Raw genomic sequence first — 26,260 nt, 5'->3', positions numbered from 1 at the left:
ATGATCCAGTTCCTGCGGTTCCCGGTAAAGCTCACCTTTGCGCTGGTATTAGCGCTGATGGTCGGCTTTCATCTTAACCTTGAAACGCCACGCTGGGCAGTGATGACCGCCGGGATCGTGGCGGGTGGCACCGCATTTGCGGCCGGTGGCGATCCCTATTCAGGGGCGCTGCGCTATCGCGGTGTGTTGCGTATTATCGGGACATTTATCGGCTGTATCGCCGCACTGACTATCATGATCGCCACCGTTCGTGCGCCTGTCGTGATGTTGCTGCTGTGCTGCATCTGGGCAGGACTCTGCGTCTGGCTCTCTTCGCTGATTAAGGTGGAAAACTCCTACGCGCTGGGACTGGCGGGCTACACCGCACTGATCATTGTGGTGACAGCCAACGCCAGCGGCGGTCTGACGCTGGTGCCCCAATATGCGGTAGAACGTTGCAGTGAAATCGTACTCGGCATTTTGTGTGCCATTCTGGCCGACATGATCTTCTCGCCTCGTTCGATTAAAAAAGTCATCGACGCGGAAGTTGATTCATTGCTGGTGGCTCACTATCAGCTGCTGCAACTCTGCGTCGCACACGGTGATAAAGACGAGGTCGATAAAGCCTGGAGCGCGCTGGTACGGCGTACCACGGCACTGAACAGCATGCGCAGCCAGCTAATGATGGAATCGTCACGCTGGAAGAATAGCAACCGCCGCTTGCAGATGCTTAATACTCTGTCGCTGACGCTGATTACGCAGGCCGCCGAAACCTTCCTGATCCAGAATTCCCGTCCTGATTACATTCCGCCACAGTATCGGTTGATGGTTGAAAAGCCAGCGTCGACCATTGAAGAGGTGCATAAGCGGATGAAAGTAATGCGGCGGGTAATGGGTGCCAGTGACAAGTCAACGCCGGTCACGCTAGCCAGCTGGGTGGGCACTGCCACTGAATATCTGCTGCTGCTTAAAGGGATCAAAAGCAATAGCCGGATTACCTCGCTGGAAGAGGAGATCCTGCAGCGTGAAGTGGTGATTCAGGCGCGTTCCGCCGAAACTCATCATGCGATGATCAACGGCATTCGCACCTTCGTTGCCACCGCGCTGGGCTCACTTTTCTGGCTCTACACGGGCTGGACGTCTGGCAGCGGCTGTATGGTGATGCTGGCTGTTATTACCGCGCTGGCGATGCGCATGCCCAACCCGCTGATGATGGCAAAGGATTTTCTCTACGGCATGACGGTCGCGGTTCCGCTGGGGGCGCTCTACTTTATGTATGTCCTGCCCGCGACGCAGCAGAGCGCACTGCTGCTCTGCATTGCCATCGGCATACTGGGTTTTGTCGGCGGCATCTTCATTCAGCGGCGTCAGCTTGGCACGCTGGGCGCGTTAATTGGTACCCTCAACGTGCTGGTGCTTGATAACCCGATGCAGTTCCGGTTTAACGTCTTTCTCGACAACGTGCTCGGTCAGGTTATCGGCTGCTTTGTGGCGATGATGGTCATCCTGCTGATTCGTGATAAATCGAAGGCGCGCACCGGCCGCAAACTGCTGAACCGTTTTATGTATGCCGCGGTCTCGGCCATGACCACCAATCAGGCGCGTCGGCGTGAAAACCATCTGCCGGCGCTCTATCAGCAATTGTTTCTGCTGCTCAACCTGTTTCCGGGCGACATCAATAAATATCGCATCGCCCTGACGCTAATCATCGGTCATCAGCGGTTACGCGATGCAGAAGTACCGGTTAACGCTGATCTCTCTGCTTATCATCGGCAGCTTCGTTACACCGCAGACCGGGTGATCTCGGCCAGCAGCGACGACAAACGGCGTTACTACTTTGAGCGTTTGCTGAAAGAGCTGGATGTCTATCAGGAAAAACTGGCCCATTACGAGGCGCCTGTCAGCGTAACGGAACCAGTAAAAAGACTGGCGATGATGCTGGATAAGTACCAGAACACGCTCATCCAAATCTGAATCTGGCCGCTGCGACCTGCAGCGGCCTGCACAATCCCCGCCCATCACTAAATCTGTCGCTTTTGCCAACTATACTCTCCAGACGGAAGAGCAAAACTGACAGGAGCGAATCAATGAAATCACTGCAAGAGAGCGAACTGTTCAAGACCGGCTATTTAGCGGCTGGTCAGTGGCATCAGGCGGCCTCCACCTTTGACGTGACCAATCCGGCAACCGGTGAAGTGATTGCGCAGGTGGCAAAAGCCGGTAGAGTTGAAACAGAACAGGCTATCGCCGCCGCAGAATGCGCCTTTCCCGCGTGGCGAGCGCAGACCGCAAAAGCACGCGCTGAAATTCTTACTCGCTGGTATCAGCTGATCATTGAAAACAAGCGCTGGCTGGGACAGCTGATGACGACCGAACAGGGTAAGCCCCTGAAAGAGGCGGAAGGGGAAGTTGAGTACGCCGCCAGTTTCATTCAGTGGTTTGCTGAACAGGCGAAACGGGCCAATGGTGAAATTATTCCGCCCGCAAAAGCGGGTTCCCGGATTCTGGCAACCCGTGAGCCCATTGGCGTTGTCGCTGCTATCACGCCGTGGAATTTCCCGATGGCAATGCTGACCCGCAAACTGGGTCCAGCCCTGGCAGCGGGCTGTACCGGCATTATTAAACCGGCTAATAACACGCCACTTTCCGCCTTTGCCCTGCTGGCGCTGGCAAAGCAGGCGGGCGTACCTGATGGTGTATTAAACGCGGTGGCAGGTGACACCCATGCCATCAGTGATGCGATCATGGCCAGTAAAGCAGTGCGTAAAATCTCGTTCACTGGCTCCACCCAGGTCGGCAAGCTGTTAATGCGTAATGCTGCTGAAACCATGAAAAAAGTGTCGATGGAATTAGGCGGGAATGCCCCGTACATCGTTTTCGATGATGCTGACATTGATGCCGCCGTTCAGGGTGCGATTGCCAACAAATTTCGTAATGCGGGCCAGGTGTGCGTCAGCGTGAACCGCTTCTACATTCACAATGCTGTCTATGATCGTTTCACTCAGCAACTGGCTGCCGAAGTCAATAAGCTGAAGGTCGGCAACGGCATGGACGAAGGTGTGATTGTCGGTCCATTGATTGAAGCGTCGGCGGTGGAAAAGGTTGAGCAGCATGTTAAAGACGCGGTAGCCAAAGGCGGAAAATTGCTGGCGGGTGGCGAGCGACATGCGCTGGGCGGCAATTTCTGGCAACCGACCGTGATTACCGAGGCGCACGAAGGCATGCAGCTTGCCCAGGAAGAGACCTTTGGACCGGTGGCCGCCTGCTTTCGCTTTGATGATGAAGATGACGTGATCCGCCGCGCCAACGATACACCATTCGGCCTCGCCGCTTACTTCTATACCCAGAATCTGCAACGGGTGTTCCGCGTTTCGGCTGCGCTGGAAAGCGGCATGATCGGCATTAACGAATGTGCTGTTTCAACCGAGCTGGCACCGTTTGGTGGTGTGAAAGAGTCGGGTCTGGGCCGCGAAGGTTCGGTACTCGGGATGGAAGAGTATCTGGAGGTCAAAACGCTGCACTTAGGCGGTTTGAGCTAGCGGACACAGTCGGGCGGCGAAGGTCGCCCGTAGACGGAGCATGGGAGCCGTCAGCATGAAAATCGAGCGCTTTGATTTTAATGAAATTGTCGACCAGGCCCATTTCTTCCGCCAGTTTGCCGAGCGATTTGCGCTGGAGGAGCGCCGCATCTGTGATCTGGATGGATTATGGGACGTGGTGACGGGCGATCTATTACCTATGCCGCTGGAGATTGAGTTCGTCAATCTGGGCAGGGGACAACGACGGCGCTATGGCGCGCTTATTCTGTTATTTGACGAAGCGGAAGAAGAACTGGAGGGTCGGCTGCACTTTAATGTCAGATAAAACGTCAGATGAAAAAAGGCCCCGGCGAGCGGGGCCAAAGGGTTCGTCATAAATCTGACGAGGAATTATTTATAAAGCTGTGCAGTGATGTGATAGTTGTCGCCGGTGCGTGCTTCGATCACTTTATAGGCGCTGGCACCCTGTTCATCCGCTTTCTGTGAAAGCTCAGCACGGTAATCCATTGGTGCTCCAGCGATTCCACTGATGCTTACGGTGCCCGCAGGCTGCAGGTTCTGAGTCTGATCGCCGGTTACCAGTTGTGCGGCTGATGCGCCGAACGCCATAACGGAAAGCAGACTGACTGTAGCGATGGTTGTTTTGATATTCATGGTTATCTCCTCAATACGTTCAACAACCTGCGGTTATTCGTAAAGGCGGGTCGTCGATATTTGTCATGCGCCATTCAGGCGTGATGACGGTTAATTATTTATAAAGCTCAGCGGTAACATGCCAGGTGTTGTCCTGGTTGTTTTCGATGATGCGATAATGGCTTGCGCCCTGTGCATCAGCTTTCTCTGACAGCACCTGACGGATATGCGTCTGGTCGCCGTTACGGCCACCAATGCTGATAGTCTGATTCATTGGCTGCAGACCCTGTGCCTGTTCATTGGATACCAGGCTTGCGGCACTGGCGCCTACTGAGAACAGGGATGCCAGACTCAGTGCGGCAATCGCTAATTTCATTTTCATGGTCAAATCTCCTGAAATGTTTACTTCAGCTCTCCGGAGCGAAAAAGGCGCGTCAGACAGAGAGCCGATGGCATTAATGGGCCAGATCTTAGTTGTACAGTGCGGCGGTAGCGTGATAATTGCCGTTGTTATAAGCCTCAATCACGCGATAGGCTTTTGCGCCCTGTTGATCGGCTTTATCGCTGAGTTTCTGCTTTATATCCATGGGTGAACCAGATACGCCGCTGACACTGATGGTGCCGACAGCCTGCAGATCCTGTGCCTGAGAAGCATCGATAGATTCTGCTGCCACAGCACCAAATGATAGGGCAGAGAGAATGCTAAAAGCAGCGATGGTAGTTTTAATGTTCATAGGTATTTCCTCGTCGTCTATTTTTATCTTTTTAGTTAGTGTGATTTGCATCACGAAAAGAAGTATAGAACTAATAACTATAGAAATTAATACCCCGCTAATAATGTTTTCTCGTGATTCCTTATCCTTATGGCTACTTTTAATAACTTAACGTTATAAAAGCAGTATAAAAAATAGCCTTTGGTCTGTTTTTAATCAAAAAAACAGTGAGATAGATCACTTTAACGTTTAGTGCGAAAGTAGAGAGTGTATCGGACTGGAGTTTGATCTGGATCCGGGCAATGGTGCCGGATCAGTGATGTAAAGCAGTGTAAAATAGCGCAGAAGGTTAAGCAGAGTAACCGATCTCACCAATGGTCAGATGCATGAAAGCAGGCTTATTAATGACTAATCAGCGATGCAGAGTGACGCAAAGCTGAGGGACGAGAACACACTGACGACCTGGCGCGTGAAAGCAGGCCGTCAGTCAGCGATCAGAGTTCCTGTTCAAACAGGTTGAGGATCGCGCTGTGAAGCTGCTTAACCGTGAAGTCGCGCGCACGCGTGATAAAAATCGTGTCATCACCAGCAATGGTGCCAAGTATTCCGTGTGACTTACCCAGCGAATCCAGCATACGAGCAATCAGCTGTGCTGCACCCGGACTGGTATGAATCACGACCAGTGCATCGTTGTAGTCGATATCCAGTACCAGGTTTTTTAACGGGCTGGTGGTGGTCGGCACACCCAACTCGGCGGGCAGGCAATAAACCATCTCCATTCTGGCATTACGGGTGCGCACCGCGCCAAACTTGGTCAGCATCCGCGAGACTTTGGACTGATTAATATTTTCAAAGCCTTCATCCTGAAGTGCCTGAACAATTTCGCCCTGGGAACTGAATTTTTCTTCTTTTAATAAAGCTTTGAAAGCCTTGATCAGATCGTCTTGTTTCGATGGGTTTCGCATAGGTTACCAATAAATAGAGAGAATAACCGCGCAGCCGCCTGCGGCAGAGTGGTGATTATGCATTTAAATGCATTTTTATGCAATCGGTCGATTGGTGAGCAGAGTTTGGGCGGCCAGCGGGCGGCGATAATAGCAAATAAATCCGCTCAGACCAAAACCCCCGTCACAGCGCCGGAAGGCGAAGGTTGCAAAGTTGTTATATTATTGGTGGTGTAGTAACAGAAATATCAACAGAAAACGCTCGTAGCCGTTCTCTGTCTGACGACGGCAAAGTTGTCGGTCATTCAGGCGCAATGATAAGTAACTTTTGAATCCGGCGATTAAGTGTGAAAACACGTAGAATTAACAGCGGATATTTATCATCGCCTGAGCAGTTGATTAAGGTCTGACACAGATAGAATTTCGGCCCATCTCTGCCCCACCTTAATAAGGAGTTAAGAATGAAAGTTGCCGTTCTCGGTGCCGCTGGCGGCATAGGCCAGGCGCTCGCACTTCTGCTCAAAACCCAGCTTCCCGCAGGTTCAGAACTCTCACTGTATGACATCGCACCGGTTACACCAGGCGTTGCCGTTGACCTCAGCCATATTCCTACTGCAGTGGCTATTGAGGGGTTCAGTGGAGAAGACGCAACACCCGCTTTACAGGGTGCCGATGTGGTACTGATTTCCGCAGGCGTTGCACGTAAACCGGGTATGGATCGTGCTGATCTGTTTAACGTTAATGCGGGCATTGTGCGCAACCTGATCGAACAGGTCGCTACCACGGCGCCTAAGGCGTTGATTGGTGTCATTACCAATCCAGTCAATACCACCGTTGCCATCGCAGCAGAAGTGCTGAAAAAGCATGGCGTCTACGACAAAAACCGTCTGTTCGGCGTGACTACGCTGGATATCATCCGCGCCAATACGTTCGTAGCGGCGCTGAAAGGAAAGCAACCTGATCAGGTAGAAGTTCCTGTGATTGGCGGCCACTCTGGCGTGACCATTCTGCCGCTGCTATCGCAGGTAAAAGGCGTCAGCTTCAGCGAGCAGGAAGTCGCCGATTTGACCAAACGCATTCAGAATGCCGGCACCGAAGTAGTGGAAGCCAAAGCGGGTGGCGGTTCGGCCACGCTGTCGATGGGCCAGGCAGCCGCTCGTTTCGGTTTATCACTGGTTCGTGCGCTGAAGGGTGAGGCCAATGTGGTGGAGTGTGCTTACGTGGAAGGTGAGGGTGAACATGCCCGCTTCTTCTCACAGCCACTGCTGCTGGGTAAAAACGGGATTGCTGAGCGCAAGCCGATTGGAACGCTCAGCGCTTTCGAACAGCAGGCGCTGTCAGGCATGCTGGATACGCTGAAGAAAGATATCGCTCAGGGCGAAGAGTTCGTTAAGCAGTAACTGATGGCTCAGACTTGAAATAACGCCCGGCTTTGCCGGGCGTTTTGCATTACAGGCCGCCAGATTTGTAGGCGCGGGCTGCGGGCGTACCGTTGCTGGCAGGCAGCTTCTTGCCCAGGGTCTCCATACGCATCTGGAAAGGCGGGAACGGCATCTCGATACCGTGCTGATCAAATCCGCTCAGAATCAACTGATGCAGCTCGTGACGCAGCGGCATACGGTGTCCCATCTCAGCGGCATGCACACGGAGTTCAAACAGCTGAATCCCCTGCTGCAGATCGACCAGGAAGGCTTCCGGTTGCGGCGTGTCCAGGACATAGCTGCAGCGTTCAGCCGCCTGAATTAGAATGGTGGTGACCTGTTCACTGCTCACTTTCGCGGGAGCCGGAATGGTCAGCACCACGCGCGTCACGGAATCGGACAGCGACCAGTTGATAAACTGCTCGGTGATAAAGGCCTTGTTAGGCACGATGATCTCTTTGCGGTCCCAGTCTGTAATGGTGGTCGCGCGGGTGTTAATCCGCGTGATGCTACCGGTCAGGTCGCGGATCGTCACGGTATCGCCGATACGAATCGGCTTTTCGAACAGGATAATCAGACCGGAGATAAAGTTGGCAAAAATTTCCTGCAAACCAAACCCCAGTCCCACACCCAGTGCGGCAACCAGCCACTGCAGCTTCGACCACTCAATACCAATCATTGAAAAACCAATCAGCCCGCCAATCAGCAGCAGCAGATATTTAGTCAGGGTCGTGATGGCGTAACCGGTACCGGGCGTCAGATTAAGATGCTGCAGTAGCGCCAGCTCAAGCAGCGCGGGCATATTGCGTACCAGCTGGGTGGTAATAATAAACACCAGAATGGCGATCAGCACCGACCCCAGGGTGATGGGCTGAATAGATTCCACGCCCTGCACGGAGGTACTGACATCCCACAGCTGAATATTCTCCAGGAAGCCAAAGGCCGAATGGATTTCGGACCACAGCACAATCACGGAGACCAGGGCGATCAGCATCAGGATAGAGCGCACCAGCCGCAGCGACTGTGCACTGATTGCATCCAGGTCAATCACCGGCTCTTCAATTTCAATCGCGTCAGTGTTCAGAGAGCCTTGCTCTTTCTCTTCTTCACTGCGCGCACGGTTAGCCAGCATGTCGGCCCGGCGCTGACGGGCGCGATCAAAGCCAAGACGGCGACGCTGAATCAGCATCCAGCGCCGGATAATGTGATAGATAACCAGCAGCAGGAACCAGATGGCGACGGAGGTTTCCAGTCGCGCCAGCAGCGCCTGCGCGGTAGCCAGATAGCCCACGGCGGAGGCAAGGGCAGCCATCAGCGGCATGGCGATCATCAGGTTCCACAGCATCCGGTTCACCATGTTCTCGCCATTCCCCTCTTTATCAAGGTAGAGCGGAATCCCGGAACGCTTCAGGCTGACGGTAACAATGCTGATTGCCCCGCAGATCAGGATGAAACAGAGACGGCCCAGCGATGAGGAGAACTGCCGATCTTCCAGATTGCCAAAGGCGATCAGCAGCATAATCAGCGGCACAATCAATCCGATGCTCAGCGAGTAGTAGCGCATGGCGCGCGCCACCCGATTCTGCGGCCAGCGGAAATGCACAATGAACAGGCCATTAGGACGGGCAAAGGCAGCGCTAATCATAAACGCCCACAGCAGCGGCAGCGTGGCGGTAATGCCATCGCCAATCGCTACGGCGATAGGGTAGGGCCAGGCGTTTTGCAGGCCATAACCCAGCGCACCCCATAATACCGGCAGCGGCAGTGCCACCAGGATCGACCAGAACAGGGTACGAATAGTCAGGCGGAAACGATCCTGAGTGACCTTGCCGACTTTGCTGGCGGAACGGTCAAGGAAAGCGTTGAAGTGGCGGCGCGAACTGATGCTGAAGCCGACCAGCAGCAACGCACCAATAATCGGCAGCACCGAGTTACGGCTGGTGAACATCATTGCCATCGCTTTGCCGAGTTGTCCCAGCGTATCCAGCGACAGCAGACGGGAAAGATCTTTGGCCAGATCCAGCGGATAACTTAAACCAATCGGGTTAACGTCGGCGGTCCAGAACAGATAGCGGTGCGTCGCCTCTTTGACTTCTGTCAGCGCATCCTGCAACTGCGTGTTGCCAACCTTAAGCTTGGTGATCTCCAGAATCAACGTGTCACAGCCGGAGATCAACGAATTGAGCAGTTCCCTCTGTGTGCGTAGCTGCGCATCAAGAATACGCTTCTGGTCTGCGGTGAAGGGCTGACCATCGGCCTGCCGCCCCTTGCGCAGCATCTCCTGGCGTTCCAGCAGATCTTCATAATTGAGACGCTGCACGCGAAGCTGTGCCATCTCATTATCAATCTGCTGCGACTTGGGCATCTCCGGCAGACGCGCGACCTGCGCTCGTAGCGCCTCACCCAGCAGATTAGAGGCACCCAGCCACTGCGACTGTTCACGCAGGGTAGAGAGCGCCTGACGGACCTGAATAATCTGGTTGGTGGCCAGCCGCTGCTGCGACGCCACCAGATCCATGCGCTGTGCCTGCTGATTCAGGGCAACAGAGAGTTCGCGGTTAACCCGAAACTGATCGCTAATCTCTGGCGGCAGATCGCCACTGTTTTCTGCCAGCTGCTCGGTGCGAGCCAGTGCGACTTCCGCTTCACGTTGCCGCTGATCGTTGAGCTGGTTGCGTAGCGCCTGCAGATAGTTATCGAGCTGCGTCGCTTTACGCTGGTGGGCTTCAGCCCGCATCCGCGCCAGTTCCTGTCGGTTGTTGGCGGAGAGCTGAGCGAGCTCAAGTTCATCGACGAGTGCTTTATTCGCAGCGCTTTCTGCCTGACGCGCCGCCAGTTGCAGCTGCCCCTGTGGCGAACTGCTGCTGACACCCTGCAGCCGGCGTTCACTCTCCGTCATCGCCCGGCGAGCTTCAGTCTGCTGCTGTGGCAACTGCGATAGAGAATCACTGATTTCCCGCGCGCGATCCTGCTCCTGCCGCGCCTGACGACCCTCTTCCAGTAACTGGCTGCTGACCTGCAGGATCTCCTGATCCAGCTCGGCGCTGCTCATGTTGTTGCGCACGGTTTTGCCGCTGTCACTGAGTGCAGCAATCTGCTGACGCAGTTCGCGCGCCAGACGCGGGAAGTCATCAATGACCTGCTGATATTGCGCCGCGCGTTCCAGCGATTCATCACGTTCAGAAAGGAAGTTTAAGGCGGCTTCAATCGTCTGGATCTGCTCAGCCTGAGACGGTGAGCTTTTGGCAGATTTTACCTCTTCCAGCTGCTGTTTGAGCTGGCTGGCATCAGGAAGGCTGGCCGCAAAGGCCGGGCTGCTGAGCCACAGGCTCAGCAGCAGGAGGAGAATCGAACGCACAGAGGACACTCAATTTAATCGACGATGACGCCGGAAATGTTTGTTTCGACCGGTAGCACAATCGCCAGCGGTTGACCCAGACGGGTTTTGCTTTCGGCTTCCAGGCTTTCAGCCAGCTTGACCCGGCCCGGAGCAAACAGGTTGATGACGGTAGAGCCGAGTTTAAAGCGGCCCATTTCCTGGCCTTTCAGCAGCACCACTGCGCCTTCATCATCCGCTGCCGGATAGTGCCAGCGTTTGATCACACCTTCACGTGGCGGCGTGATGGTGCCAGCCCAGACGGTTTCAATGCTGCCGACAATGGTAGCGCCTACAAGGATCTGCACCATCGGCCCGATGTCGGTTTCGAAGTAGCAGATAACGCGCTCGTTACGGGCGAACAGGTTAGGAATATTACGCGCGGTCAGCGGGTTGACGGAGTAGAGGTCGCCAGGCACATAAATCATCTCACGCAGGATACCGTTGCACGGCATATGGACGCGGTGATAATCACGCGGTGCCAGATAGGTGGTGACGAACTCACCCTCAACAAACCGGGCCGCCATCTGCTCATCACCCGCCAGCAACGCATCGATGGTGTAATGATGGCCTTTTGCCTGGAAAATCTGATCGCCTTCAATGTGACCGAGCTGGCTGATAGCACCATCTGCGGGCAGGGCGATGAGGCTGGCGTCGGCATCTACCGGACGCGCATCATCTTTCAGTGGACGGACAAAAAAGTCATTAAAGGTGCGATAGCTGGCGGTATCGGGTTTGCGTGCTTCCGCCATGTCGACTTTGTAAAACCAGACAAAGATGTCAATGACCAGTTTGGTCAACCAACCACCGCGGCGACTGGCGCCCCAACCGGCAAGTTCAGTCAGCCATTTCTTCGGGAGAATATGATTCAAGCCGAGTTTTAAACGATCAAACACCTTAGCCTCCTGGCTATTTCAGGACGTTGTAAAAAAGGGGGCGGATTGTAGCAGCGCCCCGTTCAGATGGCGACTATACCCGATTTCCGGCACGCTGCACGGTCTGGACGCGCGACTGGAATGCACTTCGCAAAATGTACCGGCTTATCTGTTCAGACGCGGTTATACCGATTAACTTTCACCATCAGGGAAATTTTTACGCGTTTTTACCTGCGCCATGCTCTCCAGGATACGGTGGTAATTATCGAAACGGGACCGGTTAATTTTTCCCTGTTCGACCGCTTCACGAATGGCACAGCCAGGATCGCTGCCGTGTTTACAATCACGGAATTTGCAATCGCCCAGGTATGCACGGAATTCGACAAACCCGCGGGTAACCTGTTCCGGCTCCAGATGCCACAAACCAAACTCACGCACGCCAGGAGAATCAATCACGTCGCCGCCGTCCGGGAAGTGATACAGGCGCGATGCAGTGGTCGTGTGCTGGCCTAAGCCTGAGCCGTCCGACACCTCATTGGTCAGAATCGCGACCTGCTCTTCTTTGTCGAAGCCGAGCAGGGCATTCAGCAGACTCGACTTACCGACACCAGACTGACCGGCAAAGATACTCACTCGGTCAGTTAACGCCGCTTTCAGATCGTCCAAACCGTTTTTCGCCCGGCTGGACACCATCACCACGCGATAACCAATATCGCGATAGATATCCATCTGCTGGTCGACAAAAGCGCGCGCCTTATCATCCAGCAGATCAGTTTTGTTCAGTACCAGCAACGGCTCAATGTCCAGCGTCTCGCTGGCAACCAGATAGCGATCGATGATGTTCAGCGACAGTTCCGGCAGGATTGCCGACACGACAATGATCTGATCGATATTTGCCGCCATCGGCTTCACACCGTCGTAGAAATCGGGGCGGGTTAACACGCTGGTGCGCTCATGCACCGCTTCAACAATGCCTTTGCCGCCGCTGGTGGCCGGACGCCACATCACCCGGTCGCCAGTCACCAGCGAACGGATAGTACGGCGGATATTGCAGCGGTGGGCGACGCCTGCGCTATCCTCAACATCAGCATGCATGCCAAAACGACTGACAACGACTCCATCTGCAGCTTCACCAAACAGGTTGTCATCCGCTTCCGGACGCTCTCTGCGTTGGGTGAGACGGCGATCGTGGTTAGCGCTTACGCGACGTTGTTGGCCTTTCGACAGTTTATTTTTACTCACTCACCCTCACAGCATTAGCCAGATTTCGCCCGGCTGGGCAAAACGACTATGATACACCTTATTCATTGTGAATGACGACTACAGCAACCGCAGGAAACAGCATGGCTACTGGAAATGAGCAGAATCTAATCTGGATTGATCTTGAGATGACCGGACTTGATCCGACGCACGATCGCATTATTGAGATTGCGACCCTGGTGACGGACGCCAACCTGAACATTCTGGCGGAAGGGCCGGTCATGGCCGTTCATCAGTCCGATGCGCAGCTGGCGTTGATGGATGAGTGGAACGTCCGCACCCATACCAACAGCGGTCTGGTTGCGCGGGTGAAGGAGAGTAAGATTGACGACCGTGCAGCAGAGCTGGCGACCATTGAGTTTCTGAAACAGTGGGTTCCGGCCAACACATCGCCTATTTGTGGCAACAGCATCGGGCAGGATCGCCGCTTCCTGTTTAAGTACATGCCTGAGCTGGAAGCCTATTTTCACTATCGCTACCTTGATGTCAGTACACTGAAAGAGCTGGCTCGTCGCTGGAAACCGGATATCCTGCCTGGCTTCAAAAAAGGCGGCACGCATCAGGCGCTGGACGATATCCGTGAATCAGTGGCGGAACTGGCATACTACCGCGAGCACTTTTTGCAGCTTTAGAGAGCAGTGGGTGCGCATGAAACCATCAGTTTGCTGCTTTAATCATCAAACGCGCTGAAAGCGAAAATTTTTGCTTTCAGACGCTTGCAGCAGCAACGATTTCTCGTATAATGCGCACCCCGTACCGGTGAAGAATTTATTAACGGTACAAGGCGCGGGAATAGCTCAGTTGGTAGAGCACGACCTTGCCAAGGTCGGGGTCGCGAGTTCGAGTCTCGTTTCCCGCTCCAGTTTTAAAGTTTAAGCAGCAGTAACCTCTTTGCGGGAATAGCTCAGTTGGTAGAGCACGACCTTGCCAAGGTCGGGGTCGCGAGTTCGAGTCTCGTTTCCCGCTCCAGTTTTGATTTAGTAGTGCCCTTCTATGCGGGAATAGCTCAGTTGGTAGAGCACGACCTTGCCAAGGTCGGGGTCGCGAGTTCGAGTCTCGTTTCCCGCTCCAGTTTTAACATCACCCCTGTTTCAGTCCGTTTTACGGCTGTTTTACGTCGCGTGATTTTTGATTGTTTCCTGAAGGTTATCCACAGCACGATACCCCATTCTCAGTGCCTGTTACGGCGATCTGTAAATTGCTTTTGAACAGAGTTATCCACAGCTTTGTACTCTAACCGAAGCGATAGCCTCATTATTAAATAAACACAACTTTTACATAAGTTGTTGATATTTATATCTATGAAAATATTTCAATTTGTTATTTTGCAGCGAAATCAGCGTTGTTGCAGTTGAATGACAACAGCTTTTTATTTTTATTCACAGCATGTGGAAAACGATAATACGCATCATGGCTGGTCAATCACGCATCACGCGGCAAACCTTTCTCTACTGCACGAACCAGCCGCTTCTGCTGGGCAGGCTGCACTTCAACCACGAGTTGCTCGCGTTTCTGCTGCTGCTGAGTGATTGCCCACAGAATATGTTCATCCAGTAGTTCGCTCTCACCCAGTCGTTGTTCTAACACCTGAACGATTTCGGGCGACCAGGACGCATTACCCAGCGCAACGGCAATATTACGCAGCCAGCGTAAATGACCAATGCGGCGAATCGCTGAGCCTTCAGTAATGCGTAAAAACTTCGCTTCATCCCATTGAAACAGATCGACCAGCTCGGGCGCATGTAACGCAGCTCGCGGTGAAAAGTCACTTTCGTCACTAAGTTGTCCATAGCGATTCCATGGACAGATGAGCTGGCAGTCATCACAGCCATAAATCCGGTTGCCCATCAGCGGACGAAACTCTTCCGGGATAGCACCTTCCAGCTCAATGGTGAGATAGGAGATACAGCGACGGGCATCGACAACGTAAGGCTCAACGATAGCGCTGGTGGGGCAGATGGTCATGCAGGCGACACAGCGGCCACACTGCTCCTGCTGCGGTGTGTCTACCGGCAGCGGAATGTCGATCAGCAGTTCGCCAAGGAAAAACCATGAGCCTGCTTCCCGATTCAGTATCAGCGAATGTTTACCGGTCCAGCCGAGTCCTGCTTTGGCCGCCAGCGGTCGCTCAAGCAGCGGTGCCGAATCAACAAACGGCCGAAAATTCAGCTCGCCACAGTGCTGCTGGATCATTTCTCCAAGCTTTTTCAGTCGATTGCGTAATACTTTGTGGTAATCACGACCTAATGCATAACGGCTGACATAGCCCAGCTGGGGATTTTTAAGCGTACTGGCGAAGGCGGCTTTGGCCGGAAGGTAGTTCATGCGAACGCTGATGACGCGCAGCGTGCCGGGTAGCAGCTCATGAGGACGCGCCCGCATCATACCGTGTCGCGCCATCCACTCCATCTCGCCATGATACTGCTTTTCCAGCCACGCCTGCAGGCGCGGCTCTTCTGCACTGAGATCGGTATCGGTGATGCCGACCTGCTGAAAGCCGAGATCCAATCCCCACTGTTTAATCTGTTGCGCGAGTTGATGAAGATCGAGAGGGTATGACATGAGTGACCAGGATTTGAAGAAAAACAGCCGCAGTTTACCATATTCTGTCTGGCCTGCGCAGGCCGTGGCGCAGCTTGAGCAACAGGGGGCCGATACGCTCGGGGTGACGCTGTATGAACTGATGCTGCGTGCCGGGCAGGCCGCTTACGAGCATCTGACTGCGCACTGGCCAGAATCCAGCCACTGGCTGATTCTGTGCGGACAGGGCAACAACGGTGGCGATGGCTATGTGCTGGCGAGGCTGGGGCAGGCGGCGGGCAAAACCGTGACGCTGCTGGCGTGTGAAAGTGAAAAAGCGTTGCCAGAAGAGGCGCAGCGCGCGCGGGAGGCATGGCTGGATGCGGGCGGTGAAATTCATGCGGCCAATGCGGCCTGGCCAGAGCAGATCGATGTGATTATCGATGCATTGCTGGGAACTGGCAGCAATCGTGCACCCGCAGAACCTTATGCCACGCTGATCCAGCAGGCTAACGCCCATGCGGCACCGATACTTGCCATTGATATGCCTTCCGGCTTATCAGCCCGCAACGGCACTGCGCCCGGCGAAGTGATTAATGCCAGCCATACGCTGAGTGTGGTCGCACTGAAACCGGGTCAGATCACCGGCAAGGCGCGAGACTTTATTGGAAGGCTCTACTATGCCGATCTCGGGCTAGCTGCTTTTCTGGCGGGGGAAGCGGCGCCCATCGCGCGTTATGATGCCAGCGCATTAACCCGCTGGCTTAAACCGCGTAAACCGACCTCGCACAAGGGAAGTCATGGCCGATTGCTGGTAGTAGGGGGCGATACCGGTACCGCGGGTGCAGTACGAATGACCGCTGAAGCGGCTCTGCGCAGCGGCAGTGGACTGGTGCGAGTACTTACTCACAAAGATAATATTATTCCGATTCTGACCGCCCGGCCCGAAATTATGGTTGATGAACTAACCGATGAACGACTGACTGAGGCGCTGGAGTGGGCCGATGTAATCGCAATCGGGCCAGGTCTGGGTCAGCGCGAATGGGGAAAGCGGGCGCTGAAGCGGGTTGCGGTCAGTGAAAAGCCGATGCTTTGGGACGCGGATGCGCTTAACCTACTGGCAATCAGTGCTGAGAAACGTCAGAATCGCATTATTACGCCGCATCCTGGCGAAGCGGCGCGTTTGCTGAATATCGAGACCAGTGAAATTGAGAGTGACCGCTTACATGCAGCGCAGACATTGGCGCAGCGTTATGGTGGCGTCGTGGTACTGAAAGGTGCGGGGACGCTGATTGCCAGCGAGCAGGGCGAAATGGCCTTTGCAGATGTGGGCAATGCCGGTATGGCTTCTGGCGGGATGGGTGATCTCCTGAGTGGAATTATCGCCTCGCTGGTGGGTCAGAAACTGACGCTGTTTGATGCGGCCTGCGCGGGCTGCGTGGCTCATGGTGCAGCGGCCGATGCGGTGGCTGCAGAACGCGGTACACGCGGTATGCTCGCAACTGATTTACTGGATCTGCTGTGGCAGTTTGTTAATCCTGAGATGAATAAAGAAGCATGAAGACCTGTGTTATTTCTTTGCCCGATGAGGCGGCTACGCTCAGTTTGGGCGCTCAACTGGCGCGCGCCTGTGGCACTGCGGCAGTGATTTATCTCTATGGTGATCTGGGGGCGGGTAAAACCACCTTCAGCCGCGGCTTTCTGCAGGCGCTGGGCCATCAGGGTAACGTCAAAAGCCCGACTTACACCCTGGTTGAGCCGTACACGCTGAACGACCGTACGCTTTATCACTTTGACCTCTATCGCCTTGCCGATCCTGAAGAGCTCGAATTCATGGGTATCCGTGATTACTTCAGCGGTGATGCTCTCTGTCTGGTGGAATGGCCACAGCAGGGTGCAGGTTTTCTGCCGCCGCCGGATCTCACCTTAACGCTGCGTTATGTGGGTGAGGCGCGTGAGGCGGAGCTGGCGGCACAATCTCCGTCGGGCCAGCAATGGCTGGAACAAGTTGGTCAGGGCAAGGATCAGGCATGATGTCACGGATGAAAATAGCGCTGGTATCCCTGTTACTTCTGGTTAGTACGCCACTTTTTGCTGCCACCCTATCCGATATCAAAGTCGCGAACGGCGACAGTCAGGCCACGATCACCCTGAACTTTGCCGGACAGCCTGTCTACGCCTTCTTCCCCCTGCACAACCCGAATCGTGTCGTACTTGATGTGCGACAGAGTGGTGTGGTTCAGGGGCTGCCGCTTAATTTCAGCGGCGAAAATATCGTAAAGCGGATTCGTACCAGCACCCCTAAAGATAAGCAGAGTGTGCGCCTGGTGTTTGAACTGACACAGGCGGGCAAAACCCGGGCGGTCACGCAGCGCAATGGCAATAGCTACAGTGTGGTCTTCACCATTACCGGCAAGGCACCTGCTATTACGCGCAGTGTGCCTGCGTCGGTCACGGCCCCGGCACGCGTGCCGACCCCGAGCGCCGATGCGGTTAACCCGTTTAATTCAAATCCAGTGACATCTGTGACCAGCACGGCCAGTACTGTACGTCCTGGCCGTGCCGTCAGCCAGAATGACACCGTGATTGTGGCGATTGATGCCGGACATGGTGGTCAGGATCCTGGCGCTATCGGGCAGCGCGGCCTGAAAGAGAAGAACGTCACTATCGCGATTGCCCGTAAACTGCGGGTGTTGCTGAATAACGATCCGATGTTCAAAGGCGTGCTGACGCGAGATGGCGACTATTTTATTTCGGTTATGGGCCGCTCTGATGTAGCGCGTAAAGCCAATGCCAACGTGCTGGTATCGATTCACGCTGACGCCGCGCCGAGCCATGCGGCGACCGGTGCATCGGTCTGGGTATTATCCAATCGTCGCGCGAATAACGAGATGGCTAACTGGCTTGAGCAAAAAGAGAAACAGTCAGAGCTGCTGGGCGGCGCAGGAGACCTGCTGGCGAACAGTCAGGCTGACCCTTACCTCAGCCAGGCGGTACTGGACCTTCAGTTTGGTCATTCGCAGCGGGTTGGTTATGACATCGCCCAGAAAGTCTTGCAGCAGCTGCGCGGCGTAACGTCGCTGCATAAACGTCTGCCTGAGCATGCCAGTCTTGGCGTGCTGCGTTCGCCAGATATCCCTTCATTGCTGGTGGAAACCGGTTTTATCAGTAATTCCTCGGAGGAGCGACTGCTTGGCAGTAGCGCACACCAGGATAAGATTGCGCAGTCGATCTACAGAGGTCTGCGCACTTATTTCCTGGCGCACCCGCTACAATCCATCCCAAAGGAGGAAAACCGGCCGCTGGACTCGTCGCCAGTGGTCAGCGTCGCCAGTAACCCGGCAACCGGGGTAACGCAATATACCGGTGTGACCCAACGTCATACGGTGACGCGCGGTGAGACACTTTCCGGCATTGCCGCGAAATATGGCGTCAGCATGGACACGCTGCGTGAAATGAACACGCTGAAGCGGGATGTGGTCTGGGTCGGACAGCGGCTGAAAGTGCCGGCCAGCGCGTCTGCCAGTCGTACTACGCGCGCCACGCCACGCGGTATGGTGCGCCATAAAGTTGTGGTAGGTGATTCACTGACCGGTATTGCCGCACACTATGGCGTCAGCCCGAAAGCGATTATGCAGACCAATAACCTGAAGTCGACCAACGTCATGTTGGGGCAGAACCTGAAAATTCCTGCATCCTGATTGTTTGCCCGGCCGCTGTGCCGGGCTGCCAGCTAAAAGGAAAACCATGCCGATTCAAATTTTACCGCCCCAGTTGGCAAACCAGATTGCGGCGGGTGAAGTGGTTGAGCGTCCTGCATCGGTTGTCAAAGAGCTGGTGGAGAACAGCCTGGATGCGGGTGCGAACCGCATTGACGTGGATATTGAAAAGGGTGGCGCAAAGCTTATCCGCATCCGTGATAACGGCTGCGGCATCGTGAAAAGCGAGCTGTCGATGGCACTGGCCCGACACGCTACCAGTAAAATAGCCTCTCTCGATGACCTTGAAGCGATTATGAGCCTGGGTTTTCGCGGCGAAGCGCTGGCCAGTATCAGTTCTGTCTCCCGCCTGACTTTAACTTCACGGACCGCCGATCAAACGGAAGCCTGGCAGGCCTATGCGGAAGGGCGTGACATGACGGTGACGGTCAAACCAGCGGCGCATCCCTGTGGTACCACGCTGGAAGTGCTGGACCTCTTTTATAACACGCCAGCACGCCGCAAATTTATGCGCACTGAGAAAACTGAATTCGGTCATATTGATGAAGTCATTCGTCGTATTGCACTGGCGCGTTTTGACGTCGCGATTTCGCTGAGCCATAACGGCAAGATGATGCGGCAGTATCGTGCCGTCAGCGAAGAGAGCCAGCGCGAACGGCGACTGGCGGCGATTTGCGGCACCACTTTTATGCAGCATGCGCTGCGAATCGACTGGCAGCATGATGACCTCTCGCTGCGCGGCTGGGTCGCCGATCCCGCCGGTTCGCGTCAGGTCACCGATTTGCAGTATTGCTACGTCAATGGCCGGATGATGCGCGATAAGCTGATCAACCACGCTATCCGCCAGGCATTCCAGACCCAGCTTCAGGATGACCAGCAGCCCGCTTACGTGCTCTATCTGGAAATCGATCCGCATCAGGTGGATGTCAACGTTCACCCGGCCAAACATGAAGTGCGGTTTCATCAGTCACGCCTGGTACATGATTTTATTTATCAGGGTGTGGTCAGCGCCCTTCAGGCGATGGCGGCACCCACCTTGCCCGCGCTGCAGGCCGAAGAAACCGCGCCGCGCTGGCAGCCTGAAAATCGTCAGGCAGCCGGGGGAAACCATTTTGCACAGCCTGCGGCATCCGCCAGTGAGCGAAAACCCTCAGCGTCCGCCCGTGAAACGCAGCCCGCAGCGGCGCCCGCCTGGCAGAACAAAGAGAATGTTTATCGCCAGCGTGAAGGCGCGGTTTATCAGCAACTATTGAAGACGCCTGCCAGCCCGACAGCGCCTATAAAAGCCCGCGAGCCAGCTCCGCGTCCGGCCGAAAAACCTTCGCCGCTGCCCGCACATGCCCAGAGTTTTGGCCGGGTACTGACTGTTCTACATAGCCACTATGCACTACTGGAGCAGGATCAGACATTAATGCTGATGGCGCTGCCGGTTGCGGCGCGCTGGCTGAAACAGGCGCAGCTTGAACCGGGTGAAGAGGGGCTTAAACCGCAGCCGCTGCTGATTCCGGTACGGCTGAAAGTCGCCCTGGATGAACGCCAGGCGGGTAAAGAAAATAGCAGCCTGCTCAATCAGATGGGCATCGACATTCAGATCGAAGGGGACCACGTGACCTTACGCGCGGTGCCTTTACCGTTACGAACACAAAATTTACAAATCTTGATTCCTGAGCTGTTAGGCTATCTCGCCCGGCAGCAGGAGAACTCTGCGACGCAACTGGCCCAGTGGCTGGCGCGGCGTCAGGAAACAGAGTCCTCCGACTGGAATCACTCACAGGCGATCAACCTGCTGGCAGAGCTTGAACGGCTTTGCCCACAGCTACTTAAATCGCCGCCTTCAGGCTTATTACAGCCCATAGAGATTGAGAGCGCGGTCAACGCGTTGAAGCATGAGTGAACTAAACCAGGCTGGCCGGCCAAAGGCTATTTTTTTGATGGGACCCACGGCTTCTGGCAAGACGGCTTTAGCCATAGAGTTGCGTAAGCAATTACCAGTGGAACTAATCAGCGTTGATTCTGCCTTAATCTATCGTCAGATGGATATTGGCACGGCGAAACCGTCGGCTGAGGAGTTAGCAGTGGCGCCCCATCGTCTGCTCGACATCCGCGATCCCGCAGAAGCCTATTCGGCAGCGGAGTTCCGTCGGGATGCTTTAGCAGAAATGGCGGAGATCGTTGAAGCCGGACGAATACCGTTGCTTGTTGGTGGAACCATGCTCTACTTCAAGGCGTTACTTGAAGGATTGTCGCCGTTGCCCTCGGCCGATCCCGACGTTCGTCAGCAGATAGAGCAAACGGCGCGTGAAAAAGGCTGGGATGCTTTACACCGCCAGCTGTGTGAAATCGACCCGGTTGCCGGTAGTCGCATTCATCCGAATGATCCGCAGAGACTTTCGCGAGCACTGGAAGTTTTTTTTATTTCGGGTAAAACTTTAACGGAACTGACAAAAACATCCGGTGAAGCGTTACCCTATGACGTGCAACAGTTTGCCATCGCCCCCGCGAGCCGTGAATTGCTGCATCAGCGCATCGCGTTGCGTTTTGAGCAGATGTTGGCGTCAGGATTTGAAGCGGAGTCTCGGGCCCTTTTTGCACGAGGTGATTTGCATACGGACATGCCTTCCATTCGTTGTGTTGGCTATCGTCAGATGTGGTCTTATTTATCGGGCGAAATTGATTACAGCGAGATGGTTTATCGTGGAATTTGCGCAACCCGGCAACTTGCTAAGCGACAGATGACCTGGTTACGCGGTTGGGAAAATGTTCACTGGCTTGACAGTGACGAGCCCCGGCTGGCGCGTGATACAGTGTTACAGGTTCTTAGTGCGAAGCATGGGTGATTGTGTACAATTGATGGGTTATCGTGCGCAAATTTTTACGCAGTTTTTTTCGAACCATAGGTTCTACTAGCAACAAACAACAAGCATATAAGGAAAAGATATAATGGCTAAGGGGCAATCATTACAAGACCCGTTTTTGAACGCACTGCGTCGTGAACGTGTTCCGGTTTCGATTTATCTGGTTAACGGTATTAAGCTGCAGGGTCAGATTGAGTCATTTGATCAGTTCGTCATTTTGCTGAAAAACACGGTAAGTCAGATGGTTTATAAGCACGCCATTTCTACCGTTGTTCCTTCGCGCCCGGTTTCTCACCATAGCAATAATACCGGTGGCGGCAGCAACAATTATCATCATGGCGGCAGCAACACATCTGCGCAGCCACAGCCACAACAAGACGGTGATAACGCAGAATAACGCGTCACCGTACAGCCAGGAACGGAGAACAGAGGTTTTCCGTCCTGGTCTTTTATTTAGCGAGGTTATAGCTTGTTTGACCGTTATGAAGCCGGTGAGCAGGCCGTACTGGTACACATCTGGTTCTCCCAAGACAAAGAAGTCGAAGATTTACAGGAGTTCGAAACCCTGGTCTCTTCTGCTGGCGTTGAGGCGCTGCAAGTGGTTACTGGCAGCCGTAAAGCGCCACATCCCAAGTATTTTGTCGGTGAAGGAAAGGCCGTTGAAATTGCCGATGCGGTAAAAACAACTGGAGCATCGGTCGTATTATTCGATCATGCCCTTACGCCCGCTCAGGAAAGAAACCTTGAGCGCCTGTGCGAATGCCGGGTCATTGATCGGACCGGTTTAATCCTGGATATCTTTGCCCAACGCGCACGTACCCATGAAGGTAAATTGCAGGTTGAGCTGGCACAGCTGCGCCATCTTGCAACACGTCTGGTGCGTGGCTGGACTCACCTTGAACGCCAGAAAGGCGGTATCGGTTTGCGTGGTCCGGGTGAAACGCAGCTGGAAACAGACCGCCGCCTGTTGCGCGGACGTATCAGCCAGATTTTGTCTCGTCTTGAGCGGGTTGAGAAACAGCGTGAACAGGGACGTCAGTCTCGTGCCAAAGCGGATGTGCCAACGGTTTCACTGGTGGGTTACACCAATGCCGGTAAGTCGACCCTTTTTAACGCCATGACCTCTGCCAACGTCTTTGCCGCAGACCAGCTGTTTGCGACACTCGATCCCACACTACGCCGTCTGAATGTTGCCGATGTCGGAGACGTGGTGCTGGCGGACACGGTCGGCTTTATTCGTCATCTTCCTCACGACCTTGTTGCCGCTTTTAAAGCCACGCTGCAGGAGACACGTCAGGCGACGCTGTTAATGCACGTGATCGATGGTGCTGACCTTCGCGTCACAGAAAATATTGCAGCCGTTGATGCCGTTCTGGAAGAGATTGAAGCGGATGAAATCCCGACGTTACTGGTAATGAATAAAATCGATATGCTCGACGGATTCGAACCGCGTATCGATCGTAACGAAGAGAACCTGCCAATTCGCGTCTGGCTTTCCGCCCAGACCGGCGTTGGCGTTCCGTTGCTATGGCAGGCGCTCTCTGAGCGTCTGGCGGGTGAAATTGCCCAGCACGAGTTACGTCTGCCACCCGAAGCGGGGCGTCTTCGCAGCCGTTTCTATCAGTTGCAGGCGATTGAGAAAGAGTGGAATGAAGAAGATGGCAGTGTAGGATTGCAGATACGTATGCCCATCATTGAATGGATGCGGTTATGTAAGCAGGAACCGTCGCTGACCAGTTACATTGTTTGATATTTCCCAATCCAACTTACCCAAAAGATTTCAGGTTTTAGCAAGGCTGCAATTAAATACATTACCGGGAGCTTACCCCTGTAAGTGACCGGGATGCGTGAACGCAGCCAACGCAGCAACGGCCTGAAAGGTGACGGGTAAATCGTAATTACAATAAATGGAGTAGAAACATGGCGTGGAATCAGCCCGGAAATAACGGACAGGACCGCGACCCGTGGGGAAGCAGCAATAATCAAGGCGGCAACTCTGGGGGGAATAAGGGAGGACGGGAATCCGGGCCTCCTGATCTGGATGATATCTTCCGTAAGCTGAGCAAGAAGCTTGGTGGACTGGGCGGTGGCAAACAGAGCGACAACGGTCAGCGCGGCTCCGGCAGTGGTGGCAAAATTGTTGGCATCGTGGCTGTTGCTGCTGTAGTCATCTGGGCTGCAAGCGGTTTCTACACCATCAAAGAAGCGGAACGTGGCGTGGTGACGCGCTTCGGTAAGTTCAGTCACCTGGTCGAACCGGGCCTGAACTGGAAGCCGACGTTCATTGATCAGGTGCGTGCAGTTAACGTTGAATCGGTGCGTGAACTGGCCGCTTCTGGCGTCATGCTGACATCGGATGAGAACGTCGTGCGCGTCGAAATGAACGTGCAGTACCGTGTGACTGATCCTGAACGCTATCTCTATGCTGTGACCAGCGCGGATGACAGTCTGCGTCAGGCGACTGACAGCGCACTGCGCGGCGTGATTGGCCGTTCTACCATGGACCGCATTCTGACCGAAGGTCGTACCGTGGTGCGTAGCGAAACCCAGCGTGAAATCGACGAGACAATTCGTCCTTACGACATGGGCGTCGCGGTAGTGGACGTCAACTTCCAGGCTGCCCGTCCGCCGGAAGAAGTGAAGTCTGCGTTTGATGACGCGATTGCTGCACGCGAAAACCGTGAGCAGTACGTCCGTGAAGCAGAAGCATACGCCAACGAAGTTCAGCCGCGTGCTAACGGTCGTGCGCAACGTATTCTGGAAGAGGCGCGTGCGTACAAAGAGCGTACCGTTCTGGAAGCGCAGGGTGAAGTGGCGCGTTTCGCCAAGATTCTGCCGGAATATAAAGCCGCGCCTGAAATCACCAAAGAGCGTCTTTATATTGAGACCATGGAACGTGTGCTGAGCCATACCCGCAAAGTACTGGTTAACGATCGGGGTAATAATCTGATGGTGCTGCCGCTGGATCAACTGATGCGTGGCACGCAGGCTGCACCGGGCCAGAGCGGTCAGAAGGGCAGTAACAGTTCTTCGCTGCCAGCTATCTCCGATCGCGGCGCCAGCCGCAATGACACGTCGTCATACAGTCCGGACAACATCATGGATCAGCGTCGGGCAAATGCTCAGCGCAGCGACAGCCAGCGCGAAGGGAGAGAGTAATCGATGCGTAAGCCAATAGTATTTTTGATCATTGTCGTGCTGGTGGCGCTCTATGCGTCGCTGTTTGTGGTGCAGGAAGGGGAGCGAGGTATTGTCCTGCGCTTCGGGAAAGTTCTGCGCGACGGCGAAAACAAACCGCAGGTATTTGCGCCGGGTCTGCATTTTAAGATCCCATTCCTGGAAACGGTTAAAACACTGGATGCACGCATTCAGACCATGGACAACCAGGCGGATCGCTTCGTCACTAAAGAGAAGAAAGATCTGATCGTCGACTCCTACATCAAGTGGCGTATCAGTGACTTCAGTCGCTACTACCTGGCCACGGGTGGCGGTGATGTCTCTCAGGCGGAAGTGCTGCTGAAACGTAAGTTCAGTGACCGCTTACGTTCTGAAATGGGTCGTCTGGATGTGAAAGATATCGTAACGGATTCACGTGGTCGCCTGACTACGGATGTACGTGACGCGCTGAACACCGGTTCTGCTGGCAGCGATGATGAAATCGCAACCCCTGCGGCGGATGACGCCATTGCCAGTGCAGCGGCCCGTGTAGAGCGTGAAACTAACAGCAGCGAGCCCGCACCGAATCCAAACAGTATGGCGGCATTAGGTATTCAGGTTATGGATGTGCGTATCAAGCAGATCAACCTGCCTACCGAAGTGTCCGATGCGATCTTCAACCGTATGCGTGCTGAGCGTGAAGCGGTAGCACGTAGCCAGCGTTCGCAGGGTCAGGAAGAGGCAGAAAAATTGCGTGCTCAGGCCGATTACCAGGTCACGCGTACTCTGGCTGAAGCCCAGCGTGAAGCACTGATTACACGCGGTGACGGTGATGCGGAAACGGCGCGGTTGTTTGCCGATGCGTTCAGCAAAGATCCTGACTTCTACGCGTTTATTCGCAGCCTGCGTGCTTATGAAAACAGCTTCAGTGAAAATCAGGATGTGATGGTGTTAAGCCCGGATAGCGACTTCTTCCGATATATGAAGGCGCCCTCTAACGCGACTCGTTAAGAACTGATATAACCTGTGGGCCGACAATGTTGTCGGCCTTTTTTTTGGGTAGCAGAATGAAAACAAGCATCTGGATGGCGCTGGCGCTGGTATTAGTGCTGGAAGGGTTGGGACCGATGTTTATGCCACGCGCCTGGCGACGCATGATCCTGACGATGACCCGCTTACCCGATCGCCTGCTGCACCGGTTTGGTGGCGGTCTTGTGGTCGCTGGCATGGTGATTTATTGCATGCTCAGCCTGCACGGCAACCTGTAAAC

23 protein-coding genes and 3 tRNA genes are annotated in these 26,260 nt (G+C 54.5%); 18 read left to right on the top strand and 8 right to left on the bottom strand.

Annotated elements, in window-relative coordinates; genetic code table 11:
• The 3 genes from aaeB to HZZ01_RS16770 all read left to right on the top strand — a co-directional run bounded on the left by aaeB (position 1) and on the right by HZZ01_RS16770 (position 3,843).
• Entirely contained in the window at positions 1–1,953 is a 1,953-nt protein-coding gene (aaeB, locus tag HZZ01_RS16780; RefSeq protein WP_179898674.1) for a p-hydroxybenzoic acid efflux pump subunit AaeB, read from the top strand.
• A 113-nt stretch (positions 1,954–2,066) separates the two neighbouring features.
• Entirely contained in the window at positions 2,067–3,518 is a 1,452-nt protein-coding gene (locus tag HZZ01_RS16775) for an NAD-dependent succinate-semialdehyde dehydrogenase (protein ID WP_179898673.1), read from the top strand.
• A gap of 55 nt (positions 3,519–3,573) precedes the next feature.
• Positions 3,574–3,843: a barstar family protein gene (locus HZZ01_RS16770; protein ID WP_090966317.1), complete on the top strand. Its 270-nt coding sequence runs from the start codon at positions 3,574–3,576 to the stop codon at positions 3,841–3,843.
• 65 nt (positions 3,844–3,908) lie between these two features.
• Here HZZ01_RS16770 and yhcN (HZZ01_RS16765) read toward each other — a convergent pair whose 3' ends face one another.
• The 4 genes from yhcN (HZZ01_RS16765) to argR all read right to left on the bottom strand — a co-directional run bounded on the left by yhcN (HZZ01_RS16765) (position 3,909) and on the right by argR (position 5,829).
• The gene (yhcN, locus tag HZZ01_RS16765) at positions 3,909–4,172 is read right to left on the bottom strand and encodes a peroxide/acid stress response protein YhcN (RefSeq protein WP_179898672.1); all 264 of its coding nucleotides are present in this window, start codon (positions 4,170–4,172) and stop codon (positions 3,909–3,911) included.
• A 94-nt stretch (positions 4,173–4,266) separates the two neighbouring features.
• On the bottom strand, positions 4,267–4,533 hold the full coding sequence (locus tag HZZ01_RS16760; RefSeq protein WP_013359194.1) for a YdgH/BhsA/McbA-like domain containing protein: 267 nt from the start codon (positions 4,531–4,533) through the stop codon (positions 4,267–4,269).
• 88 nt (positions 4,534–4,621) lie between these two features.
• The gene (gene yhcN / locus HZZ01_RS16755) at positions 4,622–4,885 is read right to left on the bottom strand and encodes a peroxide/acid stress response protein YhcN (RefSeq protein WP_179898671.1); all 264 of its coding nucleotides are present in this window, start codon (positions 4,883–4,885) and stop codon (positions 4,622–4,624) included.
• 473 nt (positions 4,886–5,358) lie between these two features.
• A complete protein-coding gene (gene argR / locus HZZ01_RS16750; RefSeq protein ID WP_179898670.1) occupies positions 5,359–5,829 on the bottom strand; it encodes a transcriptional regulator ArgR in 471 nt (156 codons plus the stop codon).
• 440 nt (positions 5,830–6,269) lie between these two features.
• On the opposite strand from argR, the gene mdh reads away from it, so the two are divergent.
• Positions 6,270–7,208: a malate dehydrogenase gene (gene mdh, locus HZZ01_RS16745; protein WP_136197256.1), complete on the top strand. Its 939-nt coding sequence runs from the start codon at positions 6,270–6,272 to the stop codon at positions 7,206–7,208.
• A gap of 49 nt (positions 7,209–7,257) precedes the next feature.
• Here mdh and mscM read toward each other — a convergent pair whose 3' ends face one another.
• The 3 genes from mscM to rsgA all read right to left on the bottom strand — a co-directional run bounded on the left by mscM (position 7,258) and on the right by rsgA (position 12,722).
• Positions 7,258–10,587 carry a miniconductance mechanosensitive channel MscM gene (gene mscM, locus HZZ01_RS16740; protein WP_179898669.1) on the bottom strand — a complete coding sequence of 1,110 codons (3,330 nt, stop codon included), beginning with the start codon at positions 10,585–10,587 and terminating at the stop codon, positions 7,258–7,260.
• Between the two features lie 14 nt (positions 10,588–10,601).
• A complete protein-coding gene (asd, locus tag HZZ01_RS16735) occupies positions 10,602–11,501 on the bottom strand; it encodes an archaetidylserine decarboxylase (RefSeq protein ID WP_179898668.1) in 900 nt (299 codons plus the stop codon).
• Between the two features lie 171 nt (positions 11,502–11,672).
• Entirely contained in the window at positions 11,673–12,722 is a 1,050-nt protein-coding gene (rsgA, locus tag HZZ01_RS16730) for a small ribosomal subunit biogenesis GTPase RsgA (protein WP_179898667.1), read from the bottom strand.
• A gap of 101 nt (positions 12,723–12,823) precedes the next feature.
• Between rsgA and orn the strand changes: the two genes are divergently transcribed.
• From orn to HZZ01_RS16710, 4 genes are all read left to right on the top strand, one after another.
• Positions 12,824–13,372 carry an oligoribonuclease gene (gene orn / locus HZZ01_RS16725; RefSeq protein WP_090966237.1) on the top strand — a complete coding sequence of 183 codons (549 nt, stop codon included), beginning with the start codon at positions 12,824–12,826 and terminating at the stop codon, positions 13,370–13,372.
• Positions 13,373–13,526: 154 nt separating this feature from the next.
• A tRNA-Gly gene (locus HZZ01_RS16720) sits at positions 13,527–13,602 on the top strand.
• 31 nt (positions 13,603–13,633) lie between these two features.
• Positions 13,634–13,709, top strand: a tRNA-Gly gene (locus tag HZZ01_RS16715).
• Positions 13,710–13,735: 26 nt separating this feature from the next.
• A tRNA-Gly gene (locus HZZ01_RS16710) sits at positions 13,736–13,811 on the top strand.
• 351 nt (positions 13,812–14,162) lie between these two features.
• Here the strand turns inward: HZZ01_RS16710 and queG are convergent.
• Positions 14,163–15,302 (bottom strand): tRNA epoxyqueuosine(34) reductase QueG, encoded by a 1,140-nt coding sequence (gene queG / locus HZZ01_RS16705; protein ID WP_179898666.1) that lies wholly within the window; start codon positions 15,300–15,302, stop codon positions 14,163–14,165.
• On the opposite strand from queG, the gene nnr reads away from it, so the two are divergent.
• The 10 genes from nnr to HZZ01_RS16655 all read left to right on the top strand — a co-directional run bounded on the left by nnr (position 15,301) and on the right by HZZ01_RS16655 (position 26,258).
• The gene (gene nnr / locus HZZ01_RS16700; RefSeq protein WP_179898665.1) at positions 15,301–16,821 is read left to right on the top strand and encodes a bifunctional ADP-dependent NAD(P)H-hydrate dehydratase/NAD(P)H-hydrate epimerase; all 1,521 of its coding nucleotides are present in this window, start codon (positions 15,301–15,303) and stop codon (positions 16,819–16,821) included. The genes queG and nnr overlap by 2 nt on opposite strands.
• Positions 16,818–17,294 (top strand): tRNA (adenosine(37)-N6)-threonylcarbamoyltransferase complex ATPase subunit type 1 TsaE, encoded by a 477-nt coding sequence (tsaE, locus tag HZZ01_RS16695; RefSeq protein WP_179898664.1) that lies wholly within the window; start codon positions 16,818–16,820, stop codon positions 17,292–17,294. Before nnr ends, tsaE begins: the two co-directional genes overlap by 4 nt.
• On the top strand, positions 17,291–18,961 hold the full coding sequence (gene amiB / locus HZZ01_RS16690) for an N-acetylmuramoyl-L-alanine amidase AmiB (RefSeq protein ID WP_179898663.1): 1,671 nt from the start codon (positions 17,291–17,293) through the stop codon (positions 18,959–18,961). The genes tsaE and amiB overlap by 4 nt, the downstream gene beginning before the upstream one ends.
• Before the next feature lie 46 nt (positions 18,962–19,007).
• Positions 19,008–20,873, top strand: coding sequence for a DNA mismatch repair endonuclease MutL (mutL, locus tag HZZ01_RS16685; protein WP_179898662.1), 1,866 nt, complete (start codon positions 19,008–19,010; stop codon positions 20,871–20,873).
• Entirely contained in the window at positions 20,866–21,816 is a 951-nt protein-coding gene (miaA, locus tag HZZ01_RS16680; RefSeq protein WP_179898661.1) for a tRNA (adenosine(37)-N6)-dimethylallyltransferase MiaA, read from the top strand. The genes mutL and miaA overlap by 8 nt, the downstream gene beginning before the upstream one ends.
• A gap of 103 nt (positions 21,817–21,919) precedes the next feature.
• A complete protein-coding gene (hfq, locus tag HZZ01_RS16675) occupies positions 21,920–22,231 on the top strand; it encodes an RNA chaperone Hfq (RefSeq protein ID WP_009087468.1) in 312 nt (103 codons plus the stop codon).
• Between the two features lie 72 nt (positions 22,232–22,303).
• Positions 22,304–23,584 (top strand): ribosome rescue GTPase HflX, encoded by a 1,281-nt coding sequence (gene hflX, locus HZZ01_RS16670; protein WP_179898660.1) that lies wholly within the window; start codon positions 22,304–22,306, stop codon positions 23,582–23,584.
• Positions 23,585–23,754: 170 nt separating this feature from the next.
• Positions 23,755–24,993, top strand: coding sequence for an FtsH protease activity modulator HflK (gene hflK / locus HZZ01_RS16665; protein ID WP_179898659.1), 1,239 nt, complete (start codon positions 23,755–23,757; stop codon positions 24,991–24,993).
• A gap of 3 nt (positions 24,994–24,996) precedes the next feature.
• Positions 24,997–26,001, top strand: a complete 1,005-nt coding sequence (hflC, locus tag HZZ01_RS16660) for a protease modulator HflC (RefSeq protein ID WP_003855319.1) — start codon at positions 24,997–24,999, stop codon at positions 25,999–26,001.
• A 56-nt stretch (positions 26,002–26,057) separates the two neighbouring features.
• Complete coding sequence (locus HZZ01_RS16655) at positions 26,058–26,258, top strand: DUF2065 domain-containing protein (RefSeq protein ID WP_010256126.1); 201 nt, start codon at positions 26,058–26,060, stop codon at positions 26,256–26,258.
• Positions 26,259–26,260: the final 2 nt, after the last annotated feature.

Source organism: Pantoea sp. WMus005 (genome assembly GCF_013415305.1).
GTDB lineage: Bacteria > Pseudomonadota > Gammaproteobacteria > Enterobacterales > Enterobacteriaceae > Pantoea > Pantoea rara.
Note: the sequence above shows the minus strand (reverse complement) of the source record. Positions and strands in the feature narration are given on the sequence as shown.